This window comes from Streptomyces sp. NPDC043952 (genome assembly GCF_056435325.1).
Window position 1 is genome coordinate 1 of the sequence record NZ_JBWKES010000044.1, and the last position, 14,371, is coordinate 14,371.

The 14,371-nt window shown below is 73.4% G+C and carries 13 protein-coding genes, 1 tRNA gene and 1 pseudogene; 12 read left to right on the forward strand and 3 right to left on the reverse strand.

The features are described 5' to 3' along the window. The 7 genes and pseudogenes from AC069R_RS30725 to AC069R_RS30755 all read left to right on the forward strand — a co-directional run. Positions 1 to 267, forward strand: a pseudogene (locus AC069R_RS30725) (UTP--glucose-1-phosphate uridylyltransferase); the annotation flags it as partial. Then, positions 264 to 1,586: a molybdotransferase-like divisome protein Glp gene (gene glp / locus AC069R_RS30730; RefSeq protein WP_478770001.1), complete on the forward strand. Its 1,323-nt coding sequence runs from the start codon at positions 264 to 266 to the stop codon at positions 1,584 to 1,586. The pseudogene AC069R_RS30725 and the gene glp, both read left to right, overlap by 4 nt. Before the next feature lie 104 nt (positions 1,587 to 1,690). Beyond that, positions 1,691 to 2,203: a cyclic pyranopterin monophosphate synthase MoaC gene (gene moaC / locus AC069R_RS30735; RefSeq protein WP_397985507.1), complete on the forward strand. Its 513-nt coding sequence runs from the start codon at positions 1,691 to 1,693 to the stop codon at positions 2,201 to 2,203. Next, a complete protein-coding gene (locus AC069R_RS30740; protein WP_478770002.1) occupies positions 2,200 to 2,700 on the forward strand; it encodes a MogA/MoaB family molybdenum cofactor biosynthesis protein in 501 nt (166 codons plus the stop codon). The genes moaC and AC069R_RS30740 overlap by 4 nt, the downstream gene beginning before the upstream one ends. Before the next feature lie 20 nt (positions 2,701 to 2,720). After that, positions 2,721 to 3,329 (forward strand): GNAT family N-acetyltransferase, encoded by a 609-nt coding sequence (locus AC069R_RS30745; protein ID WP_478770003.1) that lies wholly within the window; start codon positions 2,721 to 2,723, stop codon positions 3,327 to 3,329. A 121-nt stretch (positions 3,330 to 3,450) separates the two neighbouring features. After that, on the forward strand, positions 3,451 to 4,611 hold the full coding sequence (gene sepX / locus AC069R_RS30750) for a divisome protein SepX/GlpR (protein ID WP_478770004.1): 1,161 nt from the start codon (positions 3,451 to 3,453) through the stop codon (positions 4,609 to 4,611). 91 nt (positions 4,612 to 4,702) lie between these two features. Beyond that, positions 4,703 to 4,776: transfer RNA gene (locus tag AC069R_RS30755), tRNA-Ala, on the forward strand. Between the two features lie 150 nt (positions 4,777 to 4,926). Here the strand turns inward: AC069R_RS30755 and AC069R_RS30760 are convergent. Next, positions 4,927 to 5,403, reverse strand: coding sequence for a GNAT family N-acetyltransferase (locus AC069R_RS30760; protein ID WP_478770005.1), 477 nt, complete (start codon positions 5,401 to 5,403; stop codon positions 4,927 to 4,929). An 85-nt stretch (positions 5,404 to 5,488) separates the two neighbouring features. Here AC069R_RS30760 and AC069R_RS30765 point away from each other — a divergent pair, with 85 nt between their 5' ends. Continuing rightward, positions 5,489 to 6,283, forward strand: coding sequence for an exodeoxyribonuclease III (locus AC069R_RS30765; protein ID WP_478770046.1), 795 nt, complete (start codon positions 5,489 to 5,491; stop codon positions 6,281 to 6,283). A gap of 65 nt (positions 6,284 to 6,348) precedes the next feature. Here AC069R_RS30765 and AC069R_RS30770 read toward each other — a convergent pair whose 3' ends face one another. Beyond that, positions 6,349 to 7,026 (reverse strand): MerR family transcriptional regulator, encoded by a 678-nt coding sequence (locus AC069R_RS30770; protein WP_478770006.1) that lies wholly within the window; start codon positions 7,024 to 7,026, stop codon positions 6,349 to 6,351. A gap of 146 nt (positions 7,027 to 7,172) precedes the next feature. Between AC069R_RS30770 and AC069R_RS30775 the strand changes: the two genes are divergently transcribed. From AC069R_RS30775 to AC069R_RS30790, 4 genes are all read left to right on the forward strand, one after another. Next, positions 7,173 to 8,696, forward strand: coding sequence for a flavin-containing monooxygenase (locus AC069R_RS30775; RefSeq protein WP_478770007.1), 1,524 nt, complete (start codon positions 7,173 to 7,175; stop codon positions 8,694 to 8,696). After that, positions 8,693 to 9,643 carry an alpha/beta fold hydrolase gene (locus AC069R_RS30780; protein ID WP_478770008.1) on the forward strand — a complete coding sequence of 317 codons (951 nt, stop codon included), beginning with the start codon at positions 8,693 to 8,695 and terminating at the stop codon, positions 9,641 to 9,643. Before AC069R_RS30775 ends, AC069R_RS30780 begins: the two co-directional genes overlap by 4 nt. Beyond that, positions 9,640 to 10,524: an SDR family oxidoreductase gene (locus AC069R_RS30785; RefSeq protein ID WP_478770009.1), complete on the forward strand. Its 885-nt coding sequence runs from the start codon at positions 9,640 to 9,642 to the stop codon at positions 10,522 to 10,524. The genes AC069R_RS30780 and AC069R_RS30785 overlap by 4 nt, the downstream gene beginning before the upstream one ends. Before the next feature lie 94 nt (positions 10,525 to 10,618). Next, positions 10,619 to 10,807 carry a hypothetical protein gene (locus AC069R_RS30790; RefSeq protein WP_478770010.1) on the forward strand — a complete coding sequence of 63 codons (189 nt, stop codon included), beginning with the start codon at positions 10,619 to 10,621 and terminating at the stop codon, positions 10,805 to 10,807. A gap of 155 nt (positions 10,808 to 10,962) precedes the next feature. Here AC069R_RS30790 and AC069R_RS30795 read toward each other — a convergent pair whose 3' ends face one another. Next, on the reverse strand, positions 10,963 to 14,250 hold the full coding sequence (locus tag AC069R_RS30795; RefSeq protein WP_478770011.1) for a S41 family peptidase: 3,288 nt from the start codon (positions 14,248 to 14,250) through the stop codon (positions 10,963 to 10,965). Positions 14,251 to 14,371 lie beyond the last annotated feature (121 nt).

The window sequence follows — 14,371 nt, forward strand, 5'->3', positions numbered from 1 at the left end:
CCGGAGATCTTCGACGTCCTGCGCAAGACGGAGCCGGGCCGCGGCGGCGAGATCCAGCTGACCGACGCGCTCCAGCAGCTCGCCGCCGACGAGAAACTCGGCGGCCCCGTGCACGGCGTCGTCTTCCGCGGCCGCCGCTACGACACCGGCGACCGCGGCGACTACCTGCGTGCCATTGTCAGACTCGCATGCGAACGTGAAGACCTGGGCCCGGAGTTCCGGACCTGGCTCCGCAGTTACGTAGCCGAGGAGATGCAGCAGAGTTGAGCAGCGCCGCGCCCCGCCCGACCGGCGAAGACGACCTGTGGTCGGTGGACCAGCACCTGGCGGACATCCTCGCCACGGTCCAGCCCCTGGAGCCCATCGAACTCCAACTGCTCGACGCCCAGGGCTGCGTCCTGGTCGAGGACGTCACGGTCCCGGTGTCGCTGCCGCCCTTCGACAACAGCTCGATGGACGGGTACGCGGTGCGGGTCGCCGATGTCGAGGGCGCCAGCGAGGAGTTCCCGGCCGCCCTGGAGGTCGTCGGGGACGTCGCGGCCGGCGCGGACGAGCCGGTGCGGGTCGGTCCGGGCCAGGCCGCCCGGATCATGACCGGCGCCCCGCTGCCGCCCGGCGCCGAGGCCGTCGTCCCCGTGGAGTGGACCGACGGCGGGCTCGGCGAGGGCCCGGCCGGCGGCATGCGGGCCCGCAGCCTCGCTCCCGAGGACGCCGAGGGCCAGGTGCGTGTGCACCGGCCCGTCGAGGTGCGCGCGCACGTCCGGGCCGAGGGCAGCGACGTGAAGGCGGGCGATCGCGCGCTGGAGGCCGGTACGATCCTCGGCCCGCCGCAGATCGCGCTGCTCGCCGCGATCGGCCGGGGCACGGTGAAGGTGCGCCCGCGCCCGCGCGTAGTCGTCGTCTCCACCGGCAGCGAACTCGTCCAGCCCGGCGAGCAGCTGGGCCGCGGCCGGATCTACGACTCCAACAGCTTCGCCCTCACCGCCGCCGCGCGGGACGCGGGCGCCATCGCCTACCGGGTGGGCGCCGTCGCCGACGACGCCGAGACCCTGCGCTCGACCATCGAGGACCAGCTGATTCGCGCCGATCTGCTGGTCACCACGGGCGGGGTGAGCGTCGGGGCGTACGACGTGGTCAAGGAGGCGCTGGCGGACATCGGGGACGAGGACGTGCCGGGCAGCGGCATCGAGTTCCGCAAGCTGGCCATGCAGCCGGGCAAGCCCCAGGGCTTCGGCTCCATCGGCCCCGACCACACGCCGCTGCTCGCGCTGCCGGGCAACCCCGTGTCGTCGTACGTCTCCTTCGAGCTGTTCGTCCGGCCCGCGATCCGCGCCCTGATGGGCCTCACCGATCTGCACCGGCCGGTGGTGCGGGCCACGCTCACCGCGGACAAGGCGCTGCGCTCCCCGAAGGGCCGTCGGCAGTTCCTGCGGGGCCGGTACGCGGACGGCGAGGTCACCCCGGTGGGCGGCGCGGGCTCCCACCTGGTGGCGGCGCTGGCGCACGCGGACGCGCTGATCGTGGTGCCCGAGGACATGGAGTCCGTCGAGCCCGGCACCGAGGTGGAGGTCGTACCGCTCGGCTGAGGCACCTCCTGGGCGGCTGCGCGAGACTGCTTGGCGGTACCGTGTCGCGCACAGCAGGCCCGCGCACCGCACGGCGCGGGCCCGGACCGGGAGCGCCGCACAGCATGACCGAACCGTCTCCGGGGCAGACCCCCAAGACCTCCGCCCAGGACCACCTCACGCACCTCGACGCGGCCGGCGCGGCCCGCATGGTCGACGTCTCCGGCAAGGACGTCACCGCGCGCACCGCACGCGCCGCCGGCCGCGTCCTGGTCTCGCCCCGCGTGGTCGAACTGCTCCGCGGCGAGGGGGTGCCCAAGGGAGACGCGCTGGCCACCGCGCGGATCGCGGGCATCATGGGCGCCAAGCGCACCCCGGACCTGATCCCGCTCTGCCACCCGTTGTCGGTGTCGGGTGTGAAACTGGATCTGTCGGTCGCGGACGACGCCGTGGAGATCACGGCCACCGTGAAGACCACGGACCGTACGGGCGTCGAGATGGAGGCCCTCACCGCGGTGACGGTCGCCGCGCTCACCGTGATCGACATGGTCAAGGCGGTCGACAAGGGAGCGGTCATCACGGACGTACGCGTGCTGGAGAAGACGGGCGGCAAGTCGGGCGACTGGAGCCGGGCATGAGCTACCGCGCCCTGGTGATCACCGCCTCCAACCGGGCCGCCGCGGGTGTCTACGAGGACCGGGGCGGCCCGCTGATCGCCGACGGCCTCACGCGCCTCGGCTTCGCCGTGGACGGCCCCCGAATCGTGCCCGACGGGGAGCCGGTCGAGGCCGCCCTGCGCGCGGGCGCCGCCGCCGGATACGACGTGATCGTCACCACCGGCGGCACCGGTCTGACCCCGACCGACCGCACCCCCGAGGCGACCCGTGCCGTCATCGACCACGAGGTGCCGGGCATCGCCGAGGCCATCCGGGCCTTCGGCCTGCGCAAGGTGCCGACCGCCGCGCTGTCCCGAGGCATCGCGGGGGTCGCCGGCCGGACCCTGATCGTCAACCTGCCGGGGTCCACGGGCGGGGTGAAGGACGGACTGGCCGTCCTGGAGCCCCTGCTGGCCCACGCCGTCGACCAGCTCCGCGGCGGCGACCACGCCAGACCCAGTGCGGGGGGTGCGAGCTGAACGGATCGACCTGGCCGGTCGTGCTGGTGGACGGCGATGTCGTCCTGCGGCCGATAAAGCTGCGCGACCAGCGGGAGTGGCGCGAGGTGAACCGGCGCAACCGGGACTGGCTGCGCCCCTGGGAGGCCACGATCCCGCCGCCCACCCCGAGCGGCCCGGTCGCGCACCGGCCGACGTACCGGCAGATGGTCCGGCATCTGCGCCGCGAGGCGCACGCGGGCCGGATGCTGCCGTTCGTCATCGAGTACCAGGGCCGCCTGGTCGGGCAGTTGACGGTCGCCGGGATCACCTGGGGGTCGATGTGCTCCGGGCACATCGGCTACTGGGTGGACGAGTCGGTGGCCGGACGCGGGGTGATGCCCACGGCCGTCGCGCTGGTGGTGGACCACTGTTTCCGCGCGGTCGGGCTGCACCGCATCGAGGTGTGCATCCGCCCCGAGAACCGGCCCAGCCGCCGGGTGGTGGAGAAGCTCGGCTTCCGCGAGGAGGGGCTGCGGCCGCGCTATCTGCACATCGACGGCGCCTGGCGGGACCACCTGGTCTTCGCGCTGACCGCCGAGGAGGTGCCGGACGGGCTGCTGGGCCGGTGGCGGCGGGCGCGGGCGGCGGCACAAGGACCGAGGAATTGAATATACGTTCGAAATTCTGATCGTATGGGCCGCAAAAAATGCTGGAAATATCAGCCAGATCGTGCGACACACCGGCTCAATTGGCCGATCCCTTCGGTCAAACCCCTCTACCGTGTGAGTCGTGAGCAGCAGCGGCCTCATCTATGCAGTCATTGTCGGGGCCTGGGCCGCCTACTTGGTGCCGATGTGGCTCCGTAGGCAGGACGAGCTGAACGAGGCCCGTCCGACGGAACGCTTCAGCACCGCCATCCGGCTGCTTTCCGGACGGGCGGGGATGGAGCGCCGGTACGCCAAGGACCTGCGGGCGCGCTCCGCCGAGGAGGGGGAGCCGGACGCCGTCGATCCGGACGCCGTCACCGATTCGGTGGACGTCCGGGCCTTCGCCGTGCCTCCGACCCGCCGTCAGGTCACGGCGGAGAGCGAGCCCGAGGCGTCCCGCGGCCCGGAAGTCGGCCGGGGCCACGCCCCCGCGATCCCCGCGCAGCAGCACGCACCGGCGGCCCGCCGCGCGCCCTCGGCGCAGGCGGCCGCAGCGCGTGCCCGGCGCACGAAGGTGCTCGCGCGCCGTCGGCGCACCACCGTACTGCTGTTCCTCGCCTTCACCGTCGGCGCGATCGTCGCCGCCGTCGGGGGCCTCGCCTTTCTGTGGGCGCCCGCCGGGCCCGCCGTGCTCCTCAGCGCGTACATCGCCTATCTGCGCGCCCAGGAACGCCGCCGCTTCGCCTACCAGATGGACCGCCGCCGCGCCGAGGCCGCCGCCCAGCGACTGCGTGAGCGCCAGCCGCGCCGGCGTCCGACCGCGGAGGCCGCCCGCGCCGCCGACGAACCGGAGGAGGCCACAGGGACCGACACGGACCCCGGCCTCCTGGCGCTCGCCGCCGACCGGCGCGCCCTGGTGGAGCAGACCGACCACGCCGAGTGGGTCGACCAGCAGCGCGAGCGGCAGCGGCGGCCCGGTCAGGGGGACAGCTGGGACCCGGTGCCGGTGCCCCTGCCCACGTACGTGACCGCGCCGGTCGCGCCGCGGGCCACCTCCGGCATCGACCTCGGCGGGCCGGACACCTGGAGTTCGGCGCGGTCCAGCTCGGTCGCCCCGGAGCAGGAGACGGGCCAGGCGCCCGCGGCCGGGGAGGGCGAGCCGGCGCCGTCGGCGGACCGGCCGGCCGACGGCCGCGGCGGCGCGCGGCGTGCCGCCTCCGCCCGCCGCTCCCGCGAGCGCGGCCGCACCCCGCTGTTCGACCAGTACGAGGACGGGGACCGTCCGCGCGCCGCCAACGAGTGACGGCCGCCACATCCGGGAAGCCGCCCCTGACCAGTTCGGGAACGGATTTCCAAGCACCCCGATCAGGGTGCTAGAGTTTCACTCGTTGCAAGGGCCTGTGGCGCAGTCCGGTAGCGCACCTCGTTCGCATCGAGGGGGCCAGGGGTTCAAATCCCCTCAGGTCCACGCAGCTCAAAGCCCCGGTCGGGAAACCGACCGGGGCTTTGACGTATGCCAGGACGGCATGGTGCGCGGTGGGTTCGCCCGCCCGGTGGCCGTGGCGGGGCCTTCGCGTCCGTCGCTCCGGCCCCGCCGCGGCCATGGCCCCGGCCCCCGTCACAGGTCCTTCGCGAAGCAGCGGCTCTCCTCGTGGAAGCGGTAGAAACCGAACTTGGGGCAGAGGGTGTAGCCGCTGGAGGTGTACAGGGCGATGGCCTCCGGCTGCTTGGTGCCCGTCTCCAGGACCATCCGCCGCCGCCCGGCCATGCGGGCGTCCTCCTCCAGGGCGGCCAGCATCCGGCGGGCCAGGCCCCGGCCGCGCATCTCCTCGATCACGTACATGCGCTTCAGCTCGGCGTCGCCGTCCGAGTAGCCCTCCTCGTTGTGCTCCTGACTGCGCCAGCCGCCGGTGGCCACCGGGCGGTCCGACTCGTCGTACGCGATCAGGTAGACGCCCCGAGGCGGGAGGAAGTCCTGCGGGGTGAGGAAGGTTTCGTCGCCGTCGTCGCCGTAACGGAGGGCGTATTCGGCCTGCACCGCGTCGTTGAGCTTGACGGCGTCGGGGTGGTCGAAACGTACGCGGCGAATGTTCATCTGGGCATCGCGCTTCCGTGCGGGAGGGACCCCTCGCTCGTGAGGGCTCCGTCCAGTGTGCCGGTATCGTGCTCCGGTGCTGACTGTGACCTCGGTGAACGTGAATGGGCTGCGGGCCGCCGCCAAGAAGGGCTTCGTGCCCTGGCTGACCGCCACGGAGGCGGACGTCGTGTGCCTTCAGGAGGTGCGCGCCGAGCCGCACCAGCTGCCCGAGGAGGTGCGCGAGCCCGCAGGCTGGCATGTCGTGCACGCCCCGGCGGCCGCCAAGGGGCGCGCGGGCGTCTCCCTGTACACCCGGCGCGAACCCGACCGGGTCCGGACCGGCTTCGGGTCCGCGGAGTTCGACGGCAGCGGGCGCTACGCCGAGGCCGACCTGCCCGGTGTGACCGTCGCCTCCCTCTACCTCCCCTCCGGCGAGGTCGGCACCGAGCGGCAGGACGAGAAGATCCGGTTCATGGCGGAGTTCCTCGACCACCTCGGGGCGCTGCGCGAACGCGCCGCCGCCGAGGGGCGCGAGGTGGTCGTCTGCGGCGACTGGAACATCGCCCACCGCGAGGCCGACCTCAAGAACTGGCGCGGCAACATGAAGAACTCCGGCTTCCTGCCCGAGGAGCGCGCCTGGCTCGACCGGGTCCTCGCCCCCGGAGAGGGCGGCTACGTCGACGTCGTACGGGCCCTGCACCCGGACGTCGACGGCCCCTACACGTGGTGGTCGTACCGGGGGCGGGCGTTCGACAACGACTCGGGATGGCGCATCGACTACCAGATGGCCACGCCGGGCCTCGCCGCGCGGGCGCTCAAGGCGCGCGTGGATCGGGCCGCTTCGCACGCCGAGCGCTGGTCCGACCACGCGCCGGTGACCGTGGTCTACGGCCCCTAGCGTCCCGGTGACCGTGGTCTACGGCGCCTAGCGTCCCTCTTCCGGATCGGGTTCCCGCCGCCCGGTCAGTTCCCCTTGTTCAGCTGCCGGTCCATGGCCAGGGACAGTTCCGCCTCCACCACGCTGCGGGCGAGGGGGCGCAGGCGGTGCAGGTCCTCTTCCGGGGCGTGGCGCAGGATCAGGTCGGAGAAGAGGGTGGCCAGGGCCTCGGCGTGCTCGCGGACGCGGGCGCCGGCCGTGAGGACCTCGGCGAGCGGGATGCCCTCGCGGACCAGGGCGGAGGAGACGTCCAGCAGGCGCCGGCTGATGTGCACGATCGTGTCGCCGTCGGTGCCCAGGTAGCCCAGCTCCATGGCGGCGGCCAGGTTCTCCGGGGTGACCTCGCCCTCGAAGCGGGCGGCCAGTTCCTCCGGGGTGAGGCGGATCGGCTCCTCCTCGGTGGGGGCGCCGACGCCGAGCAGGTCGGCGACGTCCCGGCCCTGGTCCAGGGCCTCGGCCAGCTCCGCGATGCCGGTCAGCGTGTGGCCGCGCTCCAGCAGGGCGCCGATCGTGCGCAGCCGGGCCAGGTGGTGGTCGTCGTACCAGGCGATACGGCCCTCGCGGCGGGGCGGCGGCAGCAGTTTGCGTTCGCGGTAGAAGCGCAGGGTGCGCACGGTGATGCCGGCCAGGCGCGCCAGCTCCTGTGTGCGGTACTCGCGCGGGCCCCCACGGGGTGCCTCCGGGTGCTCGGTGTCTGCTGCCACGCCCGAAGCCTATGGTGTACCGCCGGTAACTTTCCTTCCCGCGCCCCCTACCGCTCGGTACGGAGCTGCTCTACAGTCCCATCGTGCCAGTGTTCACTGGCAGCATTGACGGACGGCATTTCAAGGCGACGCGTGGAGGCTCCGGGATGGCCGAGCACGAGCATGTGAGGGTGGCGGTGATCGGGTCCGGCTTCGGCGGGCTCGGCGCCGCCGTGCGGCTGCGCCGCGAGGGGATCACCGACTTCGTCGTCCTGGAGCGCGCCGAGGACGTCGGCGGCACCTGGCGGGACAACAGCTACCCCGGCTGCGCCTGCGACGTGCCCTCGCACCTGTACTCCTTCTCCTTTGCGCCCAACCCCGAGTGGCCGCGCACCTTCTCCGGACAGCGGCACATCCGCGCCTACCTGGAGCACGTCACCGACGTCTTCGGACTGCGCCCGCAGATCCGCTTCGGCGCCGAGGTCAAGCTGCTCAGCTGGGACCGCGACCAGCTGCGCTGGCACATCGAGACCACGCGCGGGCCGCTGACCGCCGATGTCGTCGTCTCCGCCACCGGACCGCTGTCCGACCCCAAGGTGCCCGACATTCCGGGCCTGGACTCCTTCCCCGGCAAGGTGTTCCACTCCGCCCGCTGGGACCACGACTACGACCTGCGCGGCAAGCGCGTGGCCATGGTCGGCACCGGCGCCTCCGCCATCCAGATCGTGCCCGCCATCCAGTCGCAGGTCGGCCGGCTCACCCTCTTCCAGCGCACCCCGCCCTGGGTGATGCCCCGCGTGGACCGCGCGATCAGCCCCGCCGAGCGCTGGCTGCACCGCTCCCTGCCGCTCACCACCCAGCTGCGGCGCGGGCTGCTGTGGGGCATCCGGGAGCTCCAGGTGCAGGCGTTCACCAAGCGCCCCGACGAACTCGGCCTGGTCGAGCAGCTCGCCAGGCGCAACATGGCCCGCGCGGTCAAGGACCCGGCCCTGCGCGCCAAGCTCACCCCCGACTACCGCATCGGCTGCAAGCGCATCCTGCTGTCCAACACCTACTACCCGGCGCTGACCAGGCCCAATGTGGACGTCGTCGCGAGCGGGCTCAGCGAGGTGCGGGGCTCGACCCTGGTGGCCGCCGACGGCACCGAGGCCGAGGTCGACGCGATCGTCTTCGGTACGGGCTTCCACGTCACGGACATGCCGATCGCCGAGCGCGTGGTCGGCGCGCAGGGCATCACGCTCGCCGAGGCGTGGAAGGACGGCATGCAGGCGCTGCGCGGCGCCACCGCCGCCGGGTTCCCGAACTTCATGACGGTCATCGGGCCCAACACCGGCCTCGGCAACTCCTCCATGATCCTGATGATCGAGTCCCAGCTGAACTACATGGCCGACTACCTGCGCCAGCTCGACGTCCTCGGTGGCCGCACCGCGCTCGACGCCCGCCCCGGCGCCGTCGCGGCCTGGAACCACAAGGTCCAGGAGCGCATGCAGCGGACCGTGTGGAACACCGGCGGCTGCACCAGCTGGTACCTCGACGCAGGCGGGCGCAACACCACCGTGTGGCCCGGCACGACCACCGAGTTCCGGCGCGCGACCAGGCGGGTGGACCTGGGGGAGTACGAGGTGATCCGGGCGGTGGCCGGGGCCCGTACCGACGCGACGGTCGCGCGGGCCGACGAGGTCGCCGTATGAGCCGTCCCCGCGCCCCCCACATGACCTCCGGCGCCTACGCCCCGCCCGTCCCCGGCCGCGTACTCACCGTCCCCTCCACCGACGACGCCCGGCTGCACGTCGAGGTGCACGGACCCGAGGACGCGCCCGCCGTCGTCCTCTCGCACGGCTGGACCTGCTCGACCGCCTTCTGGGCCGCGCAGATCCGGGACCTGGCCGGGGACCACCGGGTGATCGTCTACGACCAGCGGGGGCACGGGCGCAGCCCCGCGAGCCCCGTCTGCACCACCCGCGCGCTCGCGGACGACCTGGAGGCGGTGCTCGCCGCGACCCTCGCCGACGGCGAACAGGCCCTGGTCGTCGGGCACTCCATGGGCGGCATGACGGTCATGGCGGCGGCCGGCAGGCCCCGGTTCCGCGCCCACGCGGCCGCCGTCCTGCTGGCCAGCACCGGCAGTTCGCGGCTGGTGGCCGAGGCACGGGTGCTGCCGCTGCGCGAAGGACCGCTGCGTACCCGGCTCAGCGCGGGCGTCCTCGGCTCGCGCGCCCCGCTCGGACCGGTCACCCCGCTCGCCAAGCGCATCCTCAAGTACGGCACGATGGGCGCCCGTTCGACACCGGAGATGGTGGAGGCGTGCGCGCGGATCGTGCACGGCTGCCCGACCGGCGCCCGGCACGCCTGGTCCCAGGTGCTCGCGACGCTCGATCTCGTCAGCGGCGTACGCCGGCTCGACATGCCCACCGCGGTCCTGCACGGCACGGCCGACCGTCTCGTGCCCCCGGTGCACGCCCACGCCCTGGTCGCCGAACTCCCGCGGTGCGCCGGGCTCACCGAGCTGCCCGGCGCCGGCCACATGACCCCGGTCGAGGAGCCCGAGAGGGTCACGGGCCGCATCCGGGACCTCGTCAGCACGTATGTCACGGGGGCCGGCGAACCCGCGCCCCAGCGGATCAAGGAGGGCGCATGAGCAGGGTCGGGCTCGAAGGACAGGTCGCGGTCGTCACCGGAGCGGCGCGCGGCGTCGGCGAGTTGCTCGCCCGCAAGCTCTCCGCGCGCGGCGCGAAAGTGGCGCTGGTCGGCCTGGAGGAGGAGGCCCTGAAGGAGGTCTCCGGGCGGCTGCACAGCGAGAGCGCCCACTGGTACGCCGACGTCACCGACCACGAGACGATGAGCCGGGTGGCGCGGGAGGTGAAGGCGCGGTTCGGGAAGGTGGACATCGTGGTCGCCAACGCCGGTGTGGCGACGGGCGGTCCGTTCATCGACTCCGATCCGGACGCCTGGCGGCGGGTGATCGAGGTCAACCTCATCGGCTCGGCGGTGACCGCCCGCGCGTTCCTGCCGGTGCTGGTGGAGAGCCGGGGCTATCTGCTCCAGATCGCCTCCCTCGCGGCGATCACCCCGGCGCCGATGATGACCGCGTACTGCGCCTCCAAGTCCGGTGTGGAGGCGTACGCGCACAGCCTGCGGGCCGAGGTCGGCTACCAGGGGGTGCGGGTCGGCGTCGGGTACCTGTCGTGGACCGACACCGACATGGTGCGCGGGGCCGATCAGGACGACGTCATGCGGGAGTTGCGGCAGCGGCTGCCGTGGCCGTCGAACAAGACGTATCCGCTGGGGCCCGCGGTGGACCGGATCGTCGCGGGGATCGAGCGGCGCTCCTCGCATGTGTACGCGCAGTGGTGGCTGCGGGGCATGCAGAGCGTGCGCGGGTATCTGCCGGGGATCATCGGGTCGGTGGGCCAGCGGGAGATGAAGCGGTTCGGGCCGCGGCTCGAAGGGATGCGGTCCGGGCTGGTCGGCGCGGGCGGCGCGGCGGACGAGGCGGCGCGGGTCACCCACCGTGACTGATCCACATGCGCAGGGTGGTGGGCCGTGTGAATCTGGTGCTGGCCCCGCCGAGGGGCCGATCCCCCGCTCTCACTCACCACAGGAGTGAACCCACATGGGTATGAAGGACCAGCAGCACCAGGGCCCCGGCCAGGGCCGGCAGCAGGGCAAGGGCAAGCTGGGCCAGGCGCGTGAGCGTGCCGGCCAGCGCGGTCAGCAGCAGGGCCAGCGGCCCGACCGGGGTCGTCAGGACATCGACGACACGGAGATGCGGGACCGGATGGACCACGACTACGACGCGTAGCCGCGGCGCTCGGCTTCGGCCGGGGATGCGGGGTGCCCTTCGCTTCGGAGGGCGCCCCGCGTTTGTTTTCCGGGGTGGTTCCGTCGCGTGTTCGGGTGCGGGCGCGTCGTGCCCGATCGCGCAGTTCCCCGCGCCCCCAGGAAACGCGCCCATCGTCAGGACGTTGCCCTCGGCGGCAGTTTCGGGCGGGAGCGGTCGGGGGTGTCGGAGTAGTCCGGGGGGACGGCGGCGGGGTGGGATTCGAGGAGTTTCAGGGCCAGTTGGATCGCGTCGTCCATCTGGGCGTGGCGGCCCTCGGCCCAGTCCAGGGGGGTGCGCAGGATCTCCAGGTCCGGGGCGACGCCGTGGTTCTCGACGGACCAGCCGTAGGCGTCGAACCAGGCGGCGTTCATGGGCACGGTGATGACGGTGCCGTCGCCGAGGCGGTGCCGGCCGGTCATGCCGACGACTCCGCCCCAGGTGCGCTGCCCCACCACCGGCCCCAGCCTGAGGAGTTTGAACGCGGCCGTGATCATGTCGCCGTCGGAGGAGGTCGCCTCGTCGGCCAGCGCCACCACCGGGCCGCGGGGCGCGTTCGAGGTGTACGACACCGGCTGGGCGTTGCGCGTCAGGTCCCAGCCCAGGATCGTACGGGTCAGCTTCTCGATGACCAGCTCGCTGATGTGGCCGCCCGCGTTGCCGCGCACGTCCACGATGAGCGCGGGCCGCGACACCTCCATGCGCAGATCCCGGTTGAACTGCGCCCAGCCGGAGCCGCCCATGTCGGGGATGTGCAGGTAGCCGCACTTGCCGCCGCTCAACTCCCGCACCACGTCCCGGCGTTTGGCCACCCAGTCCTGGTAGCGCAGCGGCCGGTCGTCGATCAGCGGGACGACGGCGACCCGGCGGGGCCCGCCGGTGCCCTCGGCGGGGGCGAAGGTCAGCTCCACCGTCGTACCGCCCGAGCCGGCGAGCAGCGGGTAGGGGCCCGTGGCGGGGTCGACCGGGCGGCCGTCGACATGGGTGAGGACGGCGCCCTCGCGGATGCCCGTGCCGGCCAGCGGTGAGCGGGCCTTGGAGTCCGAGGAGTCGCCGGGCAGGATCCGCCGGACCGTCCAGCCGGCCTCCCGGCGCACCAGGTTGGCGCCGAGCAGGCCCTGCCAGCGCTGGTAGTGGGGCGGGCCCTCGTTGCGGCGGGAGGCGGTGACGTAGGCGTGCGAGGTGCCGAGTTCGCCGAGGACCTCGCGCAGCAGATCCGCGAACTCGTCCGGGGAGGCGACCCGTTCGACCAGCGGGCGGTACTGGTCGAGCACCGCGTCCCAGTCGATGCCGCTCATGCCCGGATCCCAGAAGTAGGCGCGGATGAGCCGGCCCGCCTCGTCGTACGACTGGCGCCACTCGGCGGGCGGGTCCACCTCGTGCAGGATGCGGCGCAGGTCGATCCAGACGGTGCTGTCGGTGTCGCCCATCTCGGTGGCGGGCACCGCGCGCAGCTCGCCCTCGTCCACCACGACGAGCCGGGTGCCGTCGCCGCTCACCGCGAACCAGTCCAGGTGGCCGACGAGTTCGGACTTCTTCCCCTTGGCGATGTTGAAGTACTCCAGGGTGGGACGGCCGCTGGTGTCGGCCGGGTTGACGAAGGTCTCGCCGAGCGCGCCGGAGATCGGCCAGCGCAGCCAGACCAGGCCGCCGCCCGCGACCGGGTACAGCGAGGAGTACTTGGAGGCGATCACCGGGAACGGGGTGACCCGGCTGGCCAGGCCCTCCACCTCGACCGTCACCGCGCCCGCCTCGCCGCTCTCCTCGTCCTCCAGCGGGTCGAGGCCGCCGGCCGCCGGGCGCCCCTCGGGGTTCAGGGCGAACGGCGAGGGGGTCGCCGAGGACAGCGGCACCAGGTAGGGGCGGCTGCCGAGCGGGAAGGACAGGTCGCCGGTGTGCACGTCGTACACCGGGTCGAAGCCGCGCCAGGACAGGAAGGCGAGGTAGCGGCCGTCGCGGGTGAAGACGGGGGTCTCGTCCTCGAAGCGGCCGTCGGTGACGTCCACGATCAGCCGGTCCTTGATCCGGGCCAGCTTGATCTGGCGCAGGGAGCGGCCGATGCCGGGGTGGGACCAGGTGAGCCAGCTGCCGTCGGGGGAGAAGGCGAGGTCGCGCACGGGCCCGTTGACGGAGCGGATCAGCTCGGTGACCGCGCCCTCCTCGGCCTCGGCGCCGACCCCGGTGCCGGGCGCGTCCGGGACCCCGGCGCCGGGCTCCTCGGGCACGTCGATCAGCAGCAGGCGGCCGTCGTGGGAGGCGACGGCCAGGCGCTCGCCGTCCGGGTCCGCGACCATCTCCAGGACCCGGCCGAGGGCGCCACGGGCGAGCCGGCGGGGCGGGCGGTCACCGGTGGCGCGGGGCAGCTGGGCGATCTCCACCGCGTCCTCGCCCCCGGCGTCGGTCACATAGGCGACCTGCCCCATGGAGCCCAGCATCTCCGGCAGCCGGACCCGGACGCCGGGGGTGTCCGCGATGGTGCGGGCGGGGCCGTCGCGGTGGGTGAGCCAGTACAGGCTGCCGCGCACCACGACCGCGCTGGCCCGGCCGGTCTCGTCCACGGAGATGCCGTCCACGTTCTGCGCGGCCGGCACCTGGTAGCGGCGCCGGCCCGCGGCGGGCCCGGCGAGGCGGACGTCCAGCTTGCGCGGGGTGCCGTGCGCGGAGAAGTCGTCCACGATCCACAGGTCGCCCGCGCACTGGTAGACCACCCGGTCGCCGTCGCTGGACGCGTGCCGGGCGTAGAAGGCGTCGTGGTCGGTGTGGCGGCGCAGGTCGGTGCCGTCGTAGGCGCAGGAGTAGAGGTTGCCGACGCCCTCGTGGTCGGAGAGGAAGGCGATCCGCCCGGCGACGTACACGGGGCTGGCCAGATGGCCGCCGAGGTCGGGCAGCAGGCGCTCGCCGTGCAGCCACAGGCGGCCCATGGCGCCGCCCCGGTAGCGCTTCCAGGAGGCCGGTTCGTGCGGCGGGGTGCCGGTGAGCAGCAGCGTCTTGCGCTCGCCCCCGAGGTCGGCGACCTGGATCTCGGTGACCGGGCCCCAGGGCAGCCGGCCGCCCGGATCGCCGTCGGGGGTCACCTTGTAGGCCCAGGTGAAGTAGGAGAACGGCTGCTGGTGCGAGGCCACCGCCAGGATGTCGCCGTCCGGGGACCAGCCGCACACCCGCGTGTCGGTGCTGCCCCAGTACGTCAGCTGCCGTGCGGGGCCGCCGGAGACGTCCACGAGATGGATCTCGGGGACCAGGCTGCGCCAGTTCGTGTACGCGATCCGGGTGCCGTCGGGGGAGAAGCGGGGGTGCCCGGTCTTGGTGCGGTCCGCCGTGAGCCGCCAGGCGCGGCCGGGGGCGTCGAGGGGGGCCAGCCACAGGTCGTCCTCGGCCACGAAGCACAGCAGGTCGCCGCTGAGGTGGGGGAAGCGCAGATAGCTCACCCTCCCCATGCTTTTCCGCGCGATGGGGGCGGGCAACTTGTGCGGCCGTCTTCCGTCCCGCCCGTCCGTGCTTTATGCGTTCCAGACATCCGTGACGGACCCCACGTACGAAACGGTTTCG